The sequence below is a fragment of the Gimesia sp. genome (assembly GCF_040219335.1).
Taxonomy (GTDB): domain Bacteria; phylum Planctomycetota; class Planctomycetia; order Planctomycetales; family Planctomycetaceae; genus Gimesia.
On sequence record NZ_JAVJSQ010000005.1, the window covers coordinates 83174 to 99284 of the forward strand.

Annotated in this window: 16 protein-coding genes; 9 read left to right on the forward strand and 7 right to left on the reverse strand. The window is 53.2% G+C overall.

Features of this window, described 5'->3' with window-relative positions; genetic code table 11:
• Positions 1-97 precede the first annotated feature (97 nt).
• The 3 genes from RID21_RS04410 (at position 98) to RID21_RS04420 (ending at position 2864) form a co-directional block, all read left to right on the forward strand.
• The gene (locus tag RID21_RS04410; RefSeq protein ID WP_350187351.1) at positions 98-1177 is read left to right on the forward strand and encodes a DUF1559 domain-containing protein; all 1080 of its coding nucleotides are present in this window, start codon (positions 98-100) and stop codon (positions 1175-1177) included.
• Between the two features lie 86 nt (positions 1178-1263).
• Positions 1264-1665 (forward strand): hypothetical protein, encoded by a 402-nt coding sequence (locus RID21_RS04415; RefSeq protein ID WP_350187352.1) that lies wholly within the window; start codon positions 1264-1266, stop codon positions 1663-1665.
• 74 nt (positions 1666-1739) lie between these two features.
• Complete coding sequence (locus RID21_RS04420) at positions 1740-2864, forward strand: multiheme c-type cytochrome (protein ID WP_350187353.1); 1125 nt, start codon at positions 1740-1742, stop codon at positions 2862-2864.
• A gap of 2 nt (positions 2865-2866) precedes the next feature.
• Here RID21_RS04420 and RID21_RS04425 read toward each other — a convergent pair whose 3' ends face one another.
• From RID21_RS04425 to RID21_RS04435, 3 genes are all read right to left on the reverse strand, one after another.
• Positions 2867-4567, reverse strand: coding sequence for a vWA domain-containing protein (locus RID21_RS04425; protein WP_350187354.1), 1701 nt, complete (start codon positions 4565-4567; stop codon positions 2867-2869).
• A 39-nt stretch (positions 4568-4606) separates the two neighbouring features.
• Positions 4607-6013: a magnesium chelatase ATPase subunit I gene (locus tag RID21_RS04430; protein ID WP_350187355.1), complete on the reverse strand. Its 1407-nt coding sequence runs from the start codon at positions 6011-6013 to the stop codon at positions 4607-4609.
• 201 nt (positions 6014-6214) lie between these two features.
• Entirely contained in the window at positions 6215-7681 is a 1467-nt protein-coding gene (locus RID21_RS04435) for a PAS domain S-box protein (protein ID WP_350187356.1), read from the reverse strand.
• 367 nt (positions 7682-8048) lie between these two features.
• Between RID21_RS04435 and RID21_RS04440 the strand changes: the two genes are divergently transcribed.
• The 4 genes from RID21_RS04440 (at position 8049) to RID21_RS04455 (ending at position 9519) form a co-directional block, all read left to right on the forward strand.
• Complete coding sequence (locus RID21_RS04440) at positions 8049-8393, forward strand: hypothetical protein (protein WP_350187357.1); 345 nt, start codon at positions 8049-8051, stop codon at positions 8391-8393.
• Positions 8365-8580, forward strand: a complete 216-nt coding sequence (locus tag RID21_RS04445; protein WP_350187358.1) for a carbon storage regulator — start codon at positions 8365-8367, stop codon at positions 8578-8580. The genes RID21_RS04440 and RID21_RS04445 overlap by 29 nt, the downstream gene beginning before the upstream one ends.
• A gap of 125 nt (positions 8581-8705) precedes the next feature.
• Complete coding sequence (locus RID21_RS04450) at positions 8706-9197, forward strand: Hsp20/alpha crystallin family protein (protein WP_350187359.1); 492 nt, start codon at positions 8706-8708, stop codon at positions 9195-9197.
• A 52-nt stretch (positions 9198-9249) separates the two neighbouring features.
• The gene (locus RID21_RS04455; RefSeq protein ID WP_350187360.1) at positions 9250-9519 is read left to right on the forward strand and encodes a BON domain-containing protein; all 270 of its coding nucleotides are present in this window, start codon (positions 9250-9252) and stop codon (positions 9517-9519) included.
• 141 nt (positions 9520-9660) lie between these two features.
• Here RID21_RS04455 and RID21_RS04460 read toward each other — a convergent pair whose 3' ends face one another.
• Positions 9661-10104 (reverse strand): rhodanese-like domain-containing protein, encoded by a 444-nt coding sequence (locus RID21_RS04460; protein WP_350187361.1) that lies wholly within the window; start codon positions 10102-10104, stop codon positions 9661-9663.
• Between the two features lie 268 nt (positions 10105-10372).
• Complete coding sequence (locus RID21_RS04465) at positions 10373-11038, reverse strand: response regulator (RefSeq protein ID WP_350187362.1); 666 nt, start codon at positions 11036-11038, stop codon at positions 10373-10375.
• A gap of 313 nt (positions 11039-11351) precedes the next feature.
• Here RID21_RS04465 and RID21_RS04470 point away from each other — a divergent pair, with 313 nt between their 5' ends.
• Positions 11352-12542 (forward strand): aminotransferase class V-fold PLP-dependent enzyme, encoded by a 1191-nt coding sequence (locus tag RID21_RS04470; RefSeq protein ID WP_350187363.1) that lies wholly within the window; start codon positions 11352-11354, stop codon positions 12540-12542.
• 18 nt (positions 12543-12560) lie between these two features.
• Here RID21_RS04470 and RID21_RS04475 read toward each other — a convergent pair whose 3' ends face one another.
• Complete coding sequence (locus tag RID21_RS04475; protein WP_350187364.1) at positions 12561-13802, reverse strand: hypothetical protein; 1242 nt, start codon at positions 13800-13802, stop codon at positions 12561-12563.
• A gap of 263 nt (positions 13803-14065) precedes the next feature.
• Here RID21_RS04475 and RID21_RS04480 point away from each other — a divergent pair, with 263 nt between their 5' ends.
• The gene (locus RID21_RS04480) at positions 14066-15673 is read left to right on the forward strand and encodes a protein adenylyltransferase SelO (protein ID WP_350187365.1); all 1608 of its coding nucleotides are present in this window, start codon (positions 14066-14068) and stop codon (positions 15671-15673) included.
• Positions 15674-15677: 4 nt separating this feature from the next.
• Here RID21_RS04480 and RID21_RS04485 read toward each other — a convergent pair whose 3' ends face one another.
• Positions 15678-16088, reverse strand: coding sequence for a methionine-R-sulfoxide reductase (locus RID21_RS04485; RefSeq protein WP_350187366.1), 411 nt, complete (start codon positions 16086-16088; stop codon positions 15678-15680).
• Between the last annotated feature and the right edge of the window lie 23 nt (positions 16089-16111).

Sequence of the window (16111 nt, forward strand, 5' to 3'; positions counted from 1 at the left end):
AGATGTTTTACAGAGTCCGGAAACAGACCCGGTGCTGAGATTATGTTCTTATTGTTCTCAAAATTTTCTTTATTTAAGTAAGAAGGAGAGTCTTACAATGCAACTTCAACAATCGCAGAAACAGTCGAGTCAGCACTGTCGTCGCGGTTTCACCCTCATCGAACTGCTGGTGGTGATTGCGATCATTGCCATCCTGATTGCTCTGTTGCTCCCAGCGGTACAGCAGGCACGTGAGGCAGCCCGGCGGTCTCAGTGCAAAAATAACCTGAAGCAGTATGGACTGGCGTTGCACAATCACCTGGATACCCACGGTGCCTTTCCACCAGGTTATGTCTGTTTTGACGAATCTGGAAATCGCTGGCAGACGGGGGGGTGGCAGAACGGTCAAAACGAATTCGGATTTCACTGGCTGGTCATGCTGCTGCCTTACATGGAGCAACCCGGTTTGTGGGATCAGATTACCACTTGTGCGGATGACCGAAAAGGAACCACACATAATCCCTGGGATCACTGTGAAGCGCTCGCTCCAGCACATGTGGGACGGGAGCGTTTGCCTTCGTTTAGTCACTGTCCTTCAACGCCCAAGGACAGAACACAATTCAGTGATGGAAGTTATGGACTCGAAGCCTTGGCCAAGGGAAACAGTTATGCTGCCAGTTGGGGTAGCGGAAATATGCTTTCCTGGGAAAGCCGCAGTACAAAAGGGGCATTCGGATGTTTCTTCACAGATCAAAATAATGTGAACAGTTCGGGTGACTTCTTTCAGCATGGTACTGGTATGACTGACAGTGATTTCAAGGATGGTATGAGTAATACCGTCGCTGTCAGTGAGGTCCTGGGGGCGGAAGGATCCAGCACTGATATTCGTGGTGTCTGGCTTTCACCTGCCATGGGGGCCACGATATTTTCAGCCTTTAATAATCCCAACGCACGTGTAAATGATATCATCGCTGCTTGTGATACGAGCATTTCCGTTACAGGAAGTCCTCATATGAATTGTACTGAGGATCGGTCGACACCTGATGTTTATGCTGCTGCTCGAAGCTATCATACTGGTGGTGTGAACGCTTTGATGGCGGATGGAGCAGTGCGATTCGTCAGCGACAATGTTGACAATGCCAATATCTGGCGACCATTGAATACACTTCGCAATGGTGAAACGATTGGTGATTTTTAATTAACGTGAGCTTCAGAGTACGCCGCAGGCATCCGGTGCCTGTGGCGTTCTTATTTTTAAAGAGAAGATCGATAAGAGAGTCAAACATGAAATACTGGATTGTATGTCTAATGGTTGTTGTACTGACTGGTTGTGGTGGAGAGGAAGACACCTCGATCACGGTGGAACAGGAAGTCTATGCCAACGTTGTGGCCCTGGGCGATGCCAGTGGTGATGAAGCAATGTTTCAGGCAGCATTTGTCTCTGGAGCGGTACCGGAAAACCGTCAGGATTACGGAAAATATGCTTATGAGGTTGATGGAACTGCAGAAATCAACGGTGATCAAGCTACAGTACCTGTGAAAATCATTGGAGGAATTTTTTCCTCGCAGGGCGGTGACAGCTCATCGAAAAAGAAAACTGATGAAAAGTCGGAAACGAAAATGACCTGGAAACTGCAGCGTGAAGGGGAAGAGTGGAAACTCAAAGAAGCGCCCCTGCCAGGTTAAGCAATCGCTGTGACGCGTTACTTTCGACGGCAAAGCCATCTCGATTTTTCGGGGCACTGGTCGGGGTACTGACCATGCTGATGCTGTTCCCGGGCTGTTCTGACAGTGGTCAGCCCGGGAAGCAGGCATCCAGACGCACATCACAGGTAGATTCTCAAGAAGAAGACCAACCGGTTAGCCTGCCTCCAGCAGAGTCCTGGCAGCGTTTTATTGCTACCAACTTCGCCGGCGATCAGGCGTGTGCGAAATGCCATCGTAAAGAGTATGACGCGCATCAGCGTTCCGGTCATTCTCATACTGCGATCAAGATGGCAGAGAGTCCTCTGGCGAAACGTCTGGCGGAGATCGGTTCTTATCAGGATTCCCGTCGTGATCAGAAGTGGTCCTTCGAGCTGGATCAGGGAAAATTTCTGGTTAAAGATGAGACCCATCCCACCATGCCTGCACTGGCAGTGACCTGGCTGTTAGGCTCGGGGGCGCATGCTCAGACCGCGATTGCCGTTGAAGCACGCCGCAGACAGGGAGTGGAACTCCGCTGGTCCTGGCTGGCCAGTCAAAACGGACCGGGACTGACTCCGGATCACGAACAGTACGATCAATTCAATCGCAACAGTATCGAATGTTTTGGACGTCCGATGAATGCGGCCGACGTACTGGCCTGCCTGGGATGCCATATGACAGTGGGGCCTCCGCCCGGAGCACCGCTGAGAACTGAGTTTTTTTTACCCAATGTCGGGTGTGAACGCTGTCATGGACCGCGGCAGAAGCATGTCGAACTGGCGCAGCAGGGACGGGGAAATGAAATCAAACCGCTGATCAATTACCGCAACGCGGAAGAGTACATCGCAGCTTGCGCAGAGTGTCATCGCGATGCCAGCGATCTGACCGGGCAGGAGCAGCCGCATGAACTGGTACGGTTCCAGCCTTACGGTCTGAAGCAGAGTGCCTGTTATCTGAAATCTGAAGGCAAACTGTCGTGCGCAAATTGTCATGATCCACACGATGCGACATCACATGATCGGGCGTTGTACCGCAAACAGTGTCAGTCCTGTCACCAGGCAACAGAGTCCAGCATCTGCCCGATCCAGCCCCAGGGAGATTGTATCGAGTGCCACATGCCGGCAGTCGAATGGACCGCTGGCATTAAGTTCCATGATCACTGGATTCGGAAGCCGGAAAATCGCTCCCAGGCTGAATAAGTTCAACCAATGATATCTTTCCGATGGGAGACGTAGTCCCAGACGACGTAGCGGTCGAGGTCGCGGCCGGCGGTGAAGAAGACGCGGCCCTGGGTGGCTTCGGCCAGGCGGTGGGCGAACTGGATGTCTTCACTGGACTGGGACCAACTGGGAATCAGGAAAATATTGATTGTGATACCCTCGCGATGGCAGAGGTAGGCTTCCCGCATGGTAGCTGATTCGGTCTGCGGATCAGGTGGGTAGAGCAGGTAGAGCTGTTCCCCTTCGAAGTGCGCGGTGGGCAGGCCGTCGGTGATCAGAATGATCTGTTTGTTGGGCGTGTCCTGTAATGCCAGGAAGTTCCGCGAAAGCTGCAGGCCGTGTTGGATGTTGGTGAAGTGCGGCGGGATAATCGACTCGCTGATCTTCTCATCGCTCATGTCGACCTTCAGACGGACGACGGGATCGAAAATAGTAACCGGTTTGGGCATCATCTCGGCGATTTCACCGACCGTGCGCGGCTTGGCGAACGTGTACATCTCGATGAATTGCAGATAGTCACCCGGGAATTCCCCGTGGATCAATGCTTCGAGTGCCAGTCCCATCTGCTTGACGTTGACGTACTGGCCTTCGTAGCGCATGGAGCCGCTCATGTCCATGAGCACGGTAGTCGCGCACTTGGGCGTATTGCGTGTTTTATGGATGACCAGATCGTCTGATTTCAGGCGGATTGGGAGCCCCGGTCCGTCTCTGAGAATGGCATTGGTGAAGGACTGGGTGATGTCCATGTTAGAGACCGAATCACCAAATTCGTAGGGTTTGGTGCTGGGCATTTCTACCGCACCTTCGCCAACCACAGGACCCGTATGGCGGCCGGTACGAGAGGCCTGCAGATCGCTGAAGATTCGTTCCAGGATACGGCTTTGAAATAGGCGATAGGCTTTGGGGGTCAGGCGGAATTGCCCTTTTGAGAATTCCAGTCCCTGTTGATCAGCCATCTCACGCAGCATGTCGCGGACCTGTTTCTGGATCGCTTCCAGCGTTTCCATGTCGCCGGGCTGTGTGAATTCGGAGAGGGCCTCCATGTCGATGATCGCGATCTGGGCCGTCTCGCGGGCTTCTTCCAGCTGTTTCAGTAATTCATCGATCTTTTCGAGTTCAGCTTTGATCTCGAGGGCTTCCGGAATTGTCAGCGAGGTCCGTCCGGTGAAATGGTAGTTGGCGGCGAGTTCGTCGATTTCGTACTTGTTGCCCAGCCGGTCCACCAACTGGACCAGTCCCTTGGAGAAGGGGCTCTGGTCGTCATTGATTCGGTACCAGAGTCGTTCCAGATCGTAGATCTGTTCTTCCCGAACTGCCTGTCGATAGTAGTCTTTGTACTTCCGCGGCGGTTGGATCTGTTTCGCGTAATCGTGATAACTGCGGCGGACTTTCTTACGGACGCCGTCGGTTTCGTAGGTTTCGAGGATTTTACGTTTCCGTTCCTCCAGCATGGCCAGCAGGGCATCAAGACTCGGCCCGAGGCCGGCAATCTGGCTGGGATCGAGGCGAATGGCGCGGGCCAGTTCTTCCTCGGTCAGTTCCCGCATCGATCCATAATACATCATGTGATTCAACGCGGGGGATACCAGGTCCGGGGGCGGCTGCATCGGGTCGGGGATGCGTTTAGGATCATACTTCTGGTAAGTATGAATAATACCGCCGGTCAGTCGTTTGTCTGTCATAGTCGTGTCTCGATCTCTCTGACGAGAGCCAGGGGCTGATCAGGTCTCATAAGTGATGCGGCCATGATCCTGCGAACGCGAAATTTTACTGTTGGCGTAGAGTCCTGCGAGAATAAACTCAATGCAGGACGCGCGGACGGCTTCATCTCCCGAGGCATTGACCTCAAACGCTTTGTCCCAGATCGGGGGAACGCGTTTCAGACGTTCTGCGTACTGGGAAGAGGGAAGCATGTCACCCACTTCGATTTTAATTCCCTGGGAAAAGATCTCACTGATCTCCGCGAGGCCATGTTCGACGATGTATTCCTGAAAGACATCCTGGATGGCCTGGGCAATGATGGAATCGAGCACCTGACGCTCCGACATCTGGTTGGCGCCCATCAGGTCGAGTTCCAGTTTCCCCAGTGAGGATGAGTAGAGGTGGCCCAGATCGCTGATGCGGGGTACAGCCGGCTTTTCATTGAGCACCGCACCCCGGCGGCGGGCGGAAGCGATCATCATCCGATAGTTGGCAATACTGAAGCGTGCACTCACGCCGGAATCGTGGTCGACATATTTTGAGGCGCGGGCAGCGACGGAGATCTGTTCGATAATTTCACGCATGAAGTAGGGAACGACCACGGGGACATCTCCCTCCAGATCGACATTGGCTTCCTGTTCCATGATTTCAATTCCCAGGCTGCGTTCCCGGGGATAATGAGTATGAACAACCGAGCCGATACGGTCCTTCAACTGGGGTATGACTTTCCCACTGCGGTTGAAGGTCGAGGGGTTAGATGAGAACAGAATCAGCATGTCGAGGTCGAAGCGAATGGGATAGCCGCGGATCTGCACATCCCGTTCTTCGAGGATGTTAAACAGGCCGACCTGGACCAGTTCATCGAGTTCAGGTAGTTCGTTCATGGCAAAAATGCCCCGGTGCATGCGGGGGATCAGGCCGAAGTGCAGTGCACTTTCTGCAGACATGCTTTCTCCATGTGCCAGTTTAGCGGGATCAATTTCGCCGATCACGTCAGCAAACTTGGTACCGGGGGCCAGACGTTCTGCATAGCGGTCTTCACGCGACCACCAGGCAATGGGCACATCGTGATCCGGGGTATTCGCCAGAAATTTACGTCCGATACTGGTGATGGGTTGATAAGGATCGTCGTGCACAGGCGACTCAGGCAGATCGAGATAGGGGATCTCAGGGTCCAGAAACCGGACCAGTTGTCGCATGATGCGGCTTTTAGCCTGACCCTTTTCACCCAGAAAGAGCATGTCATGCTCAGAGAGCAGGGCCAGAACGATGTCGGGGATGACAGTATCATCATAGCCGACAATGCCGGGGAACAGTTCCTCCCCCTGTTGCAGGACCTGCATCAGGTTGTCGTATATTTCTCGTTTTACTGTTTTACTTTTCCAGCCGCTTTCGCGGAGTTCCGCCAGATTGGTGGGACGACTCATGTAGAAATCTCGTTATGTTTTGAGGCTGAATGCGGTTTGAGGGATGCGCTGCTTTGATGTTAGTGAGTTTTGAAATCAGCCTGGTGTGTTGGCAATGAACTGGCCGTTTCAAGCTCTCACTCAATCATAGACAAAATTAGCGTTCAGACTATAGTGTGTTTGTTCACTTTTGCAGTTTCCGGGTAAGTCGATGGATTCTTGTCAGGATTCTCCCGACAGGGCTGCGTTTTCAATCGGGGTCAGCGAGGCGATAATCCGGGCAACGGTTCCCTGTCCTCGTGTGGACTCGAGACGGAATTTTCCGTTGATGAGTGAGAGCCGGAATTCAATATTGCTCAGGCCAATGCCGCTGGCATCGGAAATCTGGTGATCGAGCTGTTCTGTATCGAAGCCTACTCCCTGATCGGAGACGACAATCTCAATTTTGTTCTCAGGCAGCAGGCTCATGCAGACACGTGCTTCGGTGGTTTCAGAATGCTTGACGACGTTAAACAGCAGTTCGCGAATGCATTCATATAAGGCGACTTTGATTGTATCTTGTTGTGGTTCCGCCTGGCGGTCGAGGTCGAGTATGACGTTCAGGTTGTAGCGTTCCTGCATGTTGTGTGACAGCCATTCCAGTGCAGTGACCAGGCCTTCTTCGTGCAGAACGACCGGGTTGAGTTCCGCGGTCAGGGAACGTGTGATTTCAATTCCCTGGTTGAGCAGTTCATCGGCGCGGGTTAAAGTCTGGCGGATGAATTCATCAGTAGTGTCATTTTTCGCGATATCCAGGTGGATGCGGACTCCTACGAGAACCTGCTGGAGGTGGTCATGGAGGATGTCTGCCAGTTGTCGTCGTTCCTGCTGGGCTGCGACGGCGACGGCTCGGGTTAGATCGGCCTGTTTCTGTTCCGCCTGTTTCCGTTCACTGATATCCCCAATGATCCCGGCGAAGAGGCCGAACTGGGGCAGGTCTGTAACGGAGATCTCGATGGGAAACAGGCTGCCGTCACGTCGTCGCGCCATCAGTTCCCGACGCGAACCAATGATCGAGGCCTGTCCTGTTTCCAGGTAACGGGTGAGATACCGGTCATGCACAGCCCGGATGGCATCGGGAGTGAGCACGCTGACGTTCTGGTTGATGATTTCATGTGCCTGGTAGCCAAACATTTTTTCTGCAGCCGGGTTGAACGATTGAATCAGACCGCTGCGATTGATGGTGATGACCGCCTCGATGGCGGTTTCCACGATCGCTTTGAGTTCCGCCTGGGTCTGCAGGAGTTCGCTGGAAACACTTTGACTCTGCAGGATCCTTTTAATCGAGGACCGAAACAGATCCGGATCGATGGGTTTGACAAAATAATCGGCGACACCGGTACGAAAGGCGAGAATCATGTTTTCGATGCGGGTCCGGGAAGTGATGACCAGCAGCTCGGCTGACGGGGCCAGTTGTTTTAATCGGGGGAGCACTTCTTCGATGCTGCCATCAGGCAGGTCGTGTTCCAGTATGATCAGAAAATAATCCGACCACCGTTTACGGTCGAAGAGTTGAGCTACTGTCTCTGCTATATCAACCGGATAACCGTCTTCTGCAAGAATCTGCAGCAGACTGTCGCGGGATGAGGGATCGGGTTCGACCAGCAGAATCGGCGATCCCTGGGGCTGGAGAGCGGCTCCTGCTGACATGCTGGATTCCTGTTTCAAGGGGCCTCCTGTTCGGTATCAAACTCTATTCTACGGTAACCGTTCCCCAGATGTGTGTAAAGAATCTGTGAAGAAGATTGCATGTGCATTTAACGACCTGGGGGTTTCCCCCAGCCCAGAATGGTCAGTTTTCCGATTACCGCTGATTACAGAGTTTTGTAATGTACCCGCTACAGGATGTGTTATGCTCTGGCTCGTTTCGTCCTGGCGAGTGGGGAGAACAAGAAAAACAGTCAGCCATCGGGCCTGAACCTGACTGATTTCGCTTTTCTCTGAGAGTCTCAGGCAGGGATGTGAGTAACTAAGGAAATTCGTGCCTTTGTCACACTCTCTTGAGAGGAAAGATATTATGCGAACGACAGGTAGTTGGCCACAGCCGGCTGATTTGACGCAACGGTCACGCTTTCACAACAATCCGGAAATGACGGAGCGAGTCGAATACGACCTGAGCGAGATTGCCGGACTGGAGAATCAGCAGATTCAAAAGATGAGTCATCAGGAACTGGAAGGAGTTGTTAGCGCAACACGCTCGATGGTCCTGAATATACGCTGTCCCAACCGACTGTCTCATTTTGATCAGTCTACTCTTAAACGACTGGTTTATCTGGCCCGTTACTGCTGCCAGAACCAGCGCGCCCGTACTCCATTTTCAGGGAATGAAAGCCATGCTTGTCTTAACACGCAAAAAAAATGAAGAGATTTGTATCAATGATGATATCGTGTTGACTGTGCTGCGGATTCAAGGAGGGAAAGTCAGGATCGGGATTAAATGCCCTGAGAAAATTCCAATTCGCCGCAGTGAAGTGCAGGTGGAAATGCTGGGTGAAGTTGAATGTCTGTTAGAAGAGCACCTGGTAACGGCTGAGCACCTGGTTGTCTGAAGTCCGAGGTGGTTCAGTTTCAGGACAGTGTAGCTTACGCAATATTACTGAAGATCATGATGCTGCTCGGACGAATTAGAGCCGGGCGAGATCAGTTATAAAACCTTCTCTGCAGGAGCATGAACATGGCGACTTCACCGGAATTAAAAGGGACAGCGATGCGGGCGGATCAGTCGGTTCCAGAGTTGAGCAAATTCCCGGGCAGGGCTCCTTTCGGGAACCTGAGAAGCGAGCTGGAGAATCTGCTGAAATTGATGTCCGGCGAGAGAGGAGATGCTACTGCTGGTTTTAATGCCGCCCTGGACATTTCGGAAACGGAAGATGCTGTCGAAGTTCGCATGGACGTGCCGGGTATCGAGCCTGATGAAATCGAAGTGGAAGTCGCTGGAGAGCGGTTAAGAATTACAGGCGAGCGGAAAGCGGAGAAAGAAGAAACAGGCAAGACCTGGCATCGGGTGGAACGTTCTGTCGGCAGTTTTGCACGATCGATTCAGCTACCCTGTGAAGTCGAAAGCGAGCATATAGAAGCACACTGTGATCAGGGCGTGTTAACGATCATGTTGCCTAAATCACAATTTAATAAGCCACGTAAAATTCAGGTGAAACCCAAATCCTGAAGTGAATCCATAATACGTTCCAGGACTCAATCGACAAACTAAGGAGGGCAGCGTGAAACTGCAGGGAGATATAAAATCAGAATTGTTTTCCCATTCGGATCATCAACTCGTAGCACAGGTGAAACGTGTTCTGCAGTCTTCGGGCTATGCTCCCCTGGCTAAAGTCAGGGTGTTCGCTGAGGAAGGGAAAGTCTGTCTCGAAGGAGAAGTCCCGACCTATTTCATGAAACAACTGGCCCAGACACGTGTACTGCCAATTGAGGGCGTCAGACGACTGACGAATGAACTCAGTGTGGACCGCCAGTACCACCATTTTATCTGAGCAATCTCAGCGGAGCCTCTGCCTGCTCCGCCAGGCAGGCATCAGTCACTTTGTAAGCTCCTGACTTCACCCGGGAGTTTGTAGCGTGACTGTTTTCATTTAATGCGAGACCACTGTCAGATCTCACTGCAGCGTCTCTGGTCAGAGCTGTAGAAGCTCAAAGAGGGGAGCCTGGGGCAGAGAGAGCAGAAACAGGAATCGCAGCTCTTTATCGGCCTGTTCAATTTCCAGTGAATCGTGCATGGCAGGCCCCTGTTCGACAGGTAGCAGAGCCGCTTTCCAGTCGACTTTCCCGGGTTCATAATGGAAGAGGTTTTCATATCCCAGTTCGCCGAGTCGTTGCAGAGCCTGGCTGGCGATCGGACATTCAAAGTTCATTCCATAAATGACGATGGTTTGTGATTTGTCCGGGCAAAGTGCAGATACTTCACTGTCAAAACGATGGTCGAACGGTGCATTGATGGCTCCCCTGAGGTGATAATCCCGGTAAGAATCCTGGGGTAGTACATCCAGAAGCAGCAAGCGGGGGCAAGATGCCAATAGTTGCTGAAGATCATTTCTACCAATCGTGGTCATGGCCTGCATTCTTTACTCTTGAAAACTCTCTTGGCGGTTGAGCTCATGCTGAGATGGCAATGCGCTCGGACCCTTAGTTATCTTCGGACTGTGATTATTTTAATCCAGGCCCGGGCTGTCGTGCTATCAGGCAATCAGAGGGATATGTCTGGGGGGAACTTCCGACGCTGCCATCAGGAATTACCCCAGGCAGATTTCCCGAAGATCTGCAACAACAAGGGGAAGTGAAAGTAAAGACGCCTGTATCTGCAGAAAAATTCTGCCTGTCGTGGAAGAACTATTTCTTTTCCAGAACCCATTGAATCGCATTGCGGATCAATTCCGTAGCATTATCGAGATTCAGCTTGTGTTTGATATTTTCCCGATAGGTTTCGACGGTTTTGGGGCTCAGGTTCAGTTTTTCGGCGATCTGGCGTGTCGTTTCTCCCAGGCCGATCTGTTCGAACACTTCCAGTTCGCGATCTGATAGCGTTTCTATGGGAGACTCTTCGCTGTAATTCTCTGATCCGATGGAACGGCAGATCATGCGTTCCGTAATTTCGGAACTGAGAAAGACTTTTCCCGAGAGAACCCGGTGGATGGCGGTGACCAGTTGTTCGGGCGCCTGCTGCTTATTGACAAAGCCCAGGGCACCGGCTCGGATACAGCGTTCGGCAAACAGGTTTTCGTCATGCATGGAGACGGCGAGCATTTTGATTTGCTTGAACTGAGCCTTGATGTCTTTGATGAGCTCCAGCCCGCTGCCATCTTTCAGGGAAATATCGACGATCACCAGATCGGGTGGATCATTCATAATCTGATTCAGGGCGACGGATTTACTGTCAGCCTCAGCACAGACCTGCAGATTAACTTCACGTTCGATCAAGCGGGAGTAGCCCTCCCTGACAATCGGATGATCATCCACAATCATGATCCGGGTTTTTGACTGAGTCGTATTTTCCATTCAGAGGCCCCTGATTCCCAGTTGGCTGACCAGAAAACCGTCTGCGACAGGTTGTGGAACCGTTCGTTTTCAATACAGACGATCTGGTGTCAGACATAAATTATACAATCTCGAAAACTGCTTCGATAGATCATCCCTGGTTTCTATCCTGCGATTTCGTTGTCTGCTAAAATGGCTGATACTACTACTTTTTCGTACAGTCCCGTGCATCAGTCGTGAAAATATTCTGAATATAGCTTTATCGCGGCGAGAGAAGGCGAGGCATCCGATTTGAGTTTACTCAGGTTTTCAGTCCGAAGAGAAAGCAAGGCTGATGAGTGTCTACCAGGAACTGGGAGTGGAACCGATCATCAATGCCTGTGGCAGTGTGACCCGACTGGGGGGCGCGCCAATGCCCGCAGAGGTGCTTAAGGCGTTTCACCAGGGGGCACAAGAGTGGGTGCCGTTGGAACAGCTACAGGCCGCTGCGTCTAAAAAGATTGCCGCCCAGACCGGAACCGAAGCGGGACTGGTGACCTCCGGTGCCGCGGGCGCTTTGACGCTGGGGACCGCGGCGATTCTGGCAGGGCACGATCTCAGGCGGATAGAACAGCTGCCTCACTGTGATGAATTTCCTCATGAATTCATCATCGCACGGGAACAGCGCAGTGGCTACGATCATGCGATTCGGGCGGCAGGAGCCCGGCTGGTCGAGGTTGGTTTCAATGAGATCGTTTCGAATGCGGGAGTCCGGCGGACAGAGGCCTGGGAATATGCAGCGGCGATTACAGAGCGGACTGCGGGCATCGTCTATGTGCATGCAGCGGACTCTGCGCCGGGGTTGAGTGAAGTGGTCCAGGTGGCGCACGAACATGGATTGCCCGTAATCGTTGATGCCGCCGGGGAACTGCCGCCGCGAGAGAATCTGCGGGAGATCGCGGCGACCGGAGCCGACCTTGTCGCCTTCAGTGGGGGAAAGGCGATTCGCGGACCACAGTCCACTGGGCTATTGTGTGGTAAACGCGACCCGATCTCTTCTGCGGCTCTACAGATGCTGGACATGGACGATCATTATGAACTCTGGTCGCCGGCGGAAGGGCTGATTGATGGCTCCCAACTGAAAGGTCTGCCACGGCATGGGATTGGCAGAGCGCTCAAGGTCTCTAAGGAAGAGATTATCGCAGTCCTGACGGCCCTCGATCTATTTGCCTCCGGGGCGTACGACGCGCAGAACCTGGAATATCGCAGCTGGTTAGAAAAAGTGGCAGAGGAAGTAGAGATAGCCGATGTTCGTGCTTCGTGTTACCTGGTGATTCCGGAAAACCCACAGCGCTGGCCGATCCTGGAAATTCAGGTGGAGGACAGTGATGCCTTTGAGGTCTGCCGCAAGTTACGCGAAGGAAAGCCGCCGATTTACGTCGGACACGCGCGTCTGCACGAAGGAATTCTGACGATCAATCCGTTGTGCCTGCAGGCTGAGCAGGTCAGCGTTCTGGCCCGGAGACTGTGCGAAGAACTGACATAAGATGAGGGGTAAATTCACTCATGTCTTCTGGTTCGCATACGGCCAGCGGACTGCTTCGTAGTCGATGGCCAGTTGCGGTGTTTCTATGCGTTTGCCCCCTGCTGCCAGACTATGCATGACCGTGTCCAGAATCCCGGTGGTGAGCAGTGTACGCTCGACCGGGTAAGCGGGCTGGCCTGTGTGAATCATGTGCTCAATGGCCTTCAGCAGGTAAGCGAAGTGCCCGAACGGGGGATCCAGTTCAAGCTTGATCCAGGTGGCCCGCGGCTGGTTCTCACCCTTCAATTTGATGGCGACAGCATAGTGCCGCCCGAGTCGGTTGACCATCGCGACGGTACTTTTTAACCCATCCTGATGTTCCAGGAAGTAGAAGGCACTGTCGTCTTTGAGAATCTCCTCCCACTTGCCTTTCGCGACATTAGGAATCACGGCCAGGGCGGCTTTAAGCATTTCGCGATTCCATTTTCCTGCCTGTTCAGCTTCCCAGATCTGTTTGCCCTGTGCGGTTTCGACTGCAGTGACGCCGGTAGAGCCCTGACGATGTTCGATCAGGCACTGCTGTGCTTCCAGGGCGTGAAAGCCGTGCGCTTCGAAATTACCGCGGCCGATCGTCAGTACCGATTCGATTTCGCAATTTTCCGGGAGCGTCAGTGTAGGGTGTCGCCAGGCGACCGGCAGTGAGGAGCCTGCCATCAGGGGAAAGTCCATCCTGCGCGACGTGTCGACCATGGCTTTCGCATCCTGCCAGCGATAGCCGAGATGCTTGTCGTTGTAGACAGGGACCGATTTACCGCACTTTTTGAACGTGGCGGTGGTTGCGTCGAAGAACTGCTTACGGGGATACATGTGCTGTTTCGTGGTGGGGGTGTAAGGGTAGTCACCATGCTCGCCAACGATTAAGACCCCCGCTACCTGTACCTGCTTTGTCCCCAGTGTGATTGCTTCCTCGATCGTGTTTGTGATGGGAAATCCATATTTCCGTGACAGGGCGCGACTCATGTCTCGCTGGGGAACCTGATCGGTATAAAGGGCCGCCAGTTTTAGATCGGGGCCCGGACCTCCCTGTTGCTGGAATCCTTCCAGGATTTTGCCTACCAGGACATCGGCGTGTGAGTTGGGCGTGTATTCGGTCACAATGGCTGCGACTGGCAACTGCGGGCGTGATTTCGTTTCCGCAGCGAAGGTATTATCTGAGAGGAGCAGGGGGAGTGATGTTGCTGATGCCTGTTGCAGCCAGACACGGCGATTCATGAGAGTCATGGCGGACCTCCTGAAATCTGGTTTGCAGAGGGTGGATCACTCTGAGGCGGAGTGATGGGGATGGATCAAGGATGGTTTATATTAACTATGGCGGATTCACTACAGGTATGCAAGGTCAGTCGAGAAATCCAAGTGCCTTATGTTGTCGTGTCTGACGTTTCTAAAGCAACAGTGTCTGAAAACGTACAGTGACTCACAGTCACTGGCTTCTGGAGTAATATCCCCGGGTTTTCGTTTCGTATGCGGGGTGCTAAAATAGCAGTATGAACAGTCAAAAAATGATCCAGAGTCTGGAAGAGCTTGAGTTTGATAACCAGTTTACACGTGCGCTGCCCGCGGACCCTGAGTCGAAGAATTTTCGCAGGCAGGTGAGCGAGGCCTGTTATTCGCGAGTGTCTCCCACCAGCGTCCGGGAGCCGCAGCTTGTGGCTCATTCACGAGAGATGGCTGAGGTCCTGGGGCTTTCGCCAGAAGCGGTTGAGTCGCCGGAATTTGCTCAGGTCTTTGCCGGGAATAAGCTGCTGCAGGGAATGGACCCGTTTGCCATGTGTTACGGCGGACACCAGTTCGGTAACTGGGCCGGTCAGTTGGGGGATGGACGAGCGATTAATCTGGGTGAGGTGGTCAACCTGCAGGGGGAGCACTGGACGCTGCAACTGAAAGGAGCGGGCCCGACTCCCTATTCCCGCATGGCAGATGGGCTGGCGGTGCTGAGGTCATCGGTGCGCGAGTTTCTGTGCAGCGAAGCCATGCATCACCTGGGAGTGCCTACCACGCGGGCACTCAGCCTGGTACTCACCGGCGAAGAGGTACAGCGGGACATGTTTTATGACGGCAATCCCCAGATGGAGCCCGGGGCGGTGGTCTGTCGCGTCGCGCCATCCTTTCTACGGTTCGGCAATTACCAGTTATTTGCCGCACGAGGCGAAATAGAGACGCTGAAAAAACTGGTGGACTATACGATTCAAACCGATTTCCCCGGTCTCGGAGATCCGGGACGAGATACTTACCTGGCCTGGTTTGAGGAAGTCTGCCGCCGGACCGCGGATATGATCATTCACTGGATGCGCGTCGGTTTCGTACATGGCGTGATGAACACAGATAACATGTCGGTCCTGGGGTTGACCATCGATTACGGCCCATATGGCTGGCTGGAAGACTTCGATCCAAACTGGACGCCGAATACCACCGATGCTTCAGGCCGGCGCTATCGCTTCGGTAACCAGCCGCAGATTGCACTATGGAACCTGGTGCAGTTTGCGAATGCACTCTATCCACTGATCGAAGAAGTCGAACCGCTGCAAGAGGCTTTGGATCAATATGCTGACCGCTTCCAGGCAGGTTGGCAGCAGATGATGGTTGAGAAACTCGGGCTGACTTCGTTTCAGGCCGACGATGATGTGCCGTTGATCGAATCCTTGCAGGAAGTCCTGCAACTGGTGGAAACCGACATGACGATTTTCTTCCGTAAACTGGCACTGTTGGAGACAGACGCGGATCTGGACGATGAGACGCTGCTCGCTCCACTTCGGGATGCTTATTATGCTTCCGAAAAAGTAACCGGCGACATTCAGAAGCAAATCTGCGACTGGTTGCGGCGTTATCAAAATCGCCTGCAACAGGATGGAACCGAATCAGCAGAACGCCGTATACGGATGAATCAGATCAATCCGAAGTATGTGTTACGGAATTACCTCGCACAGCTGGCCATCGACAAAGCCGAAGAGGGGGATTTCTCTCTGGTCAATGAATTACTGGATGTGTTGCGTCATCCATATGATGAACAGCCCGGTCGCGAACTGTTTGCGGAGAAACGACCGGAGTGGGCGCGGAATCGTCCCGGCTGTTCGATGCTGTCCTGCAGTTCCTGATCGCTCAGGCGTTTTCGCCTTTTACTACCGGGGGAAGTGACTCGCCCACAGGAACGAATTTCATCGAGATGGAATTCACGCAGTGCCGGGTATTTTTGTCGGTCATTCGCTCGCCGAGGAAGACGTGTCCCAGGTGCCCCCCGCAGTTATGGCAGACGATTTCGGTACGCATGCCATCGGGGTCGGGGAAGCGATCGACGGCGTCGGGCAGTTCCTCATCGAAACTCGGCCAGCCGCAGTGGCTCTCGAATTTATCGGCACTCTGGTAGAGTGGGGCGTTGCAGCGTCGGCAGATGAAGGTGCCTTCCGCTTTGAGATCGGTGTATTCTCCCACAAACGGACGTTCCGTCCCCTTGTGCAGAATGACGTATTCTTCTTCGGGAGTCAGTTTATTATATGCGGGTTCAGAAGACATGAGATCCTTCCTGTCTGATGATA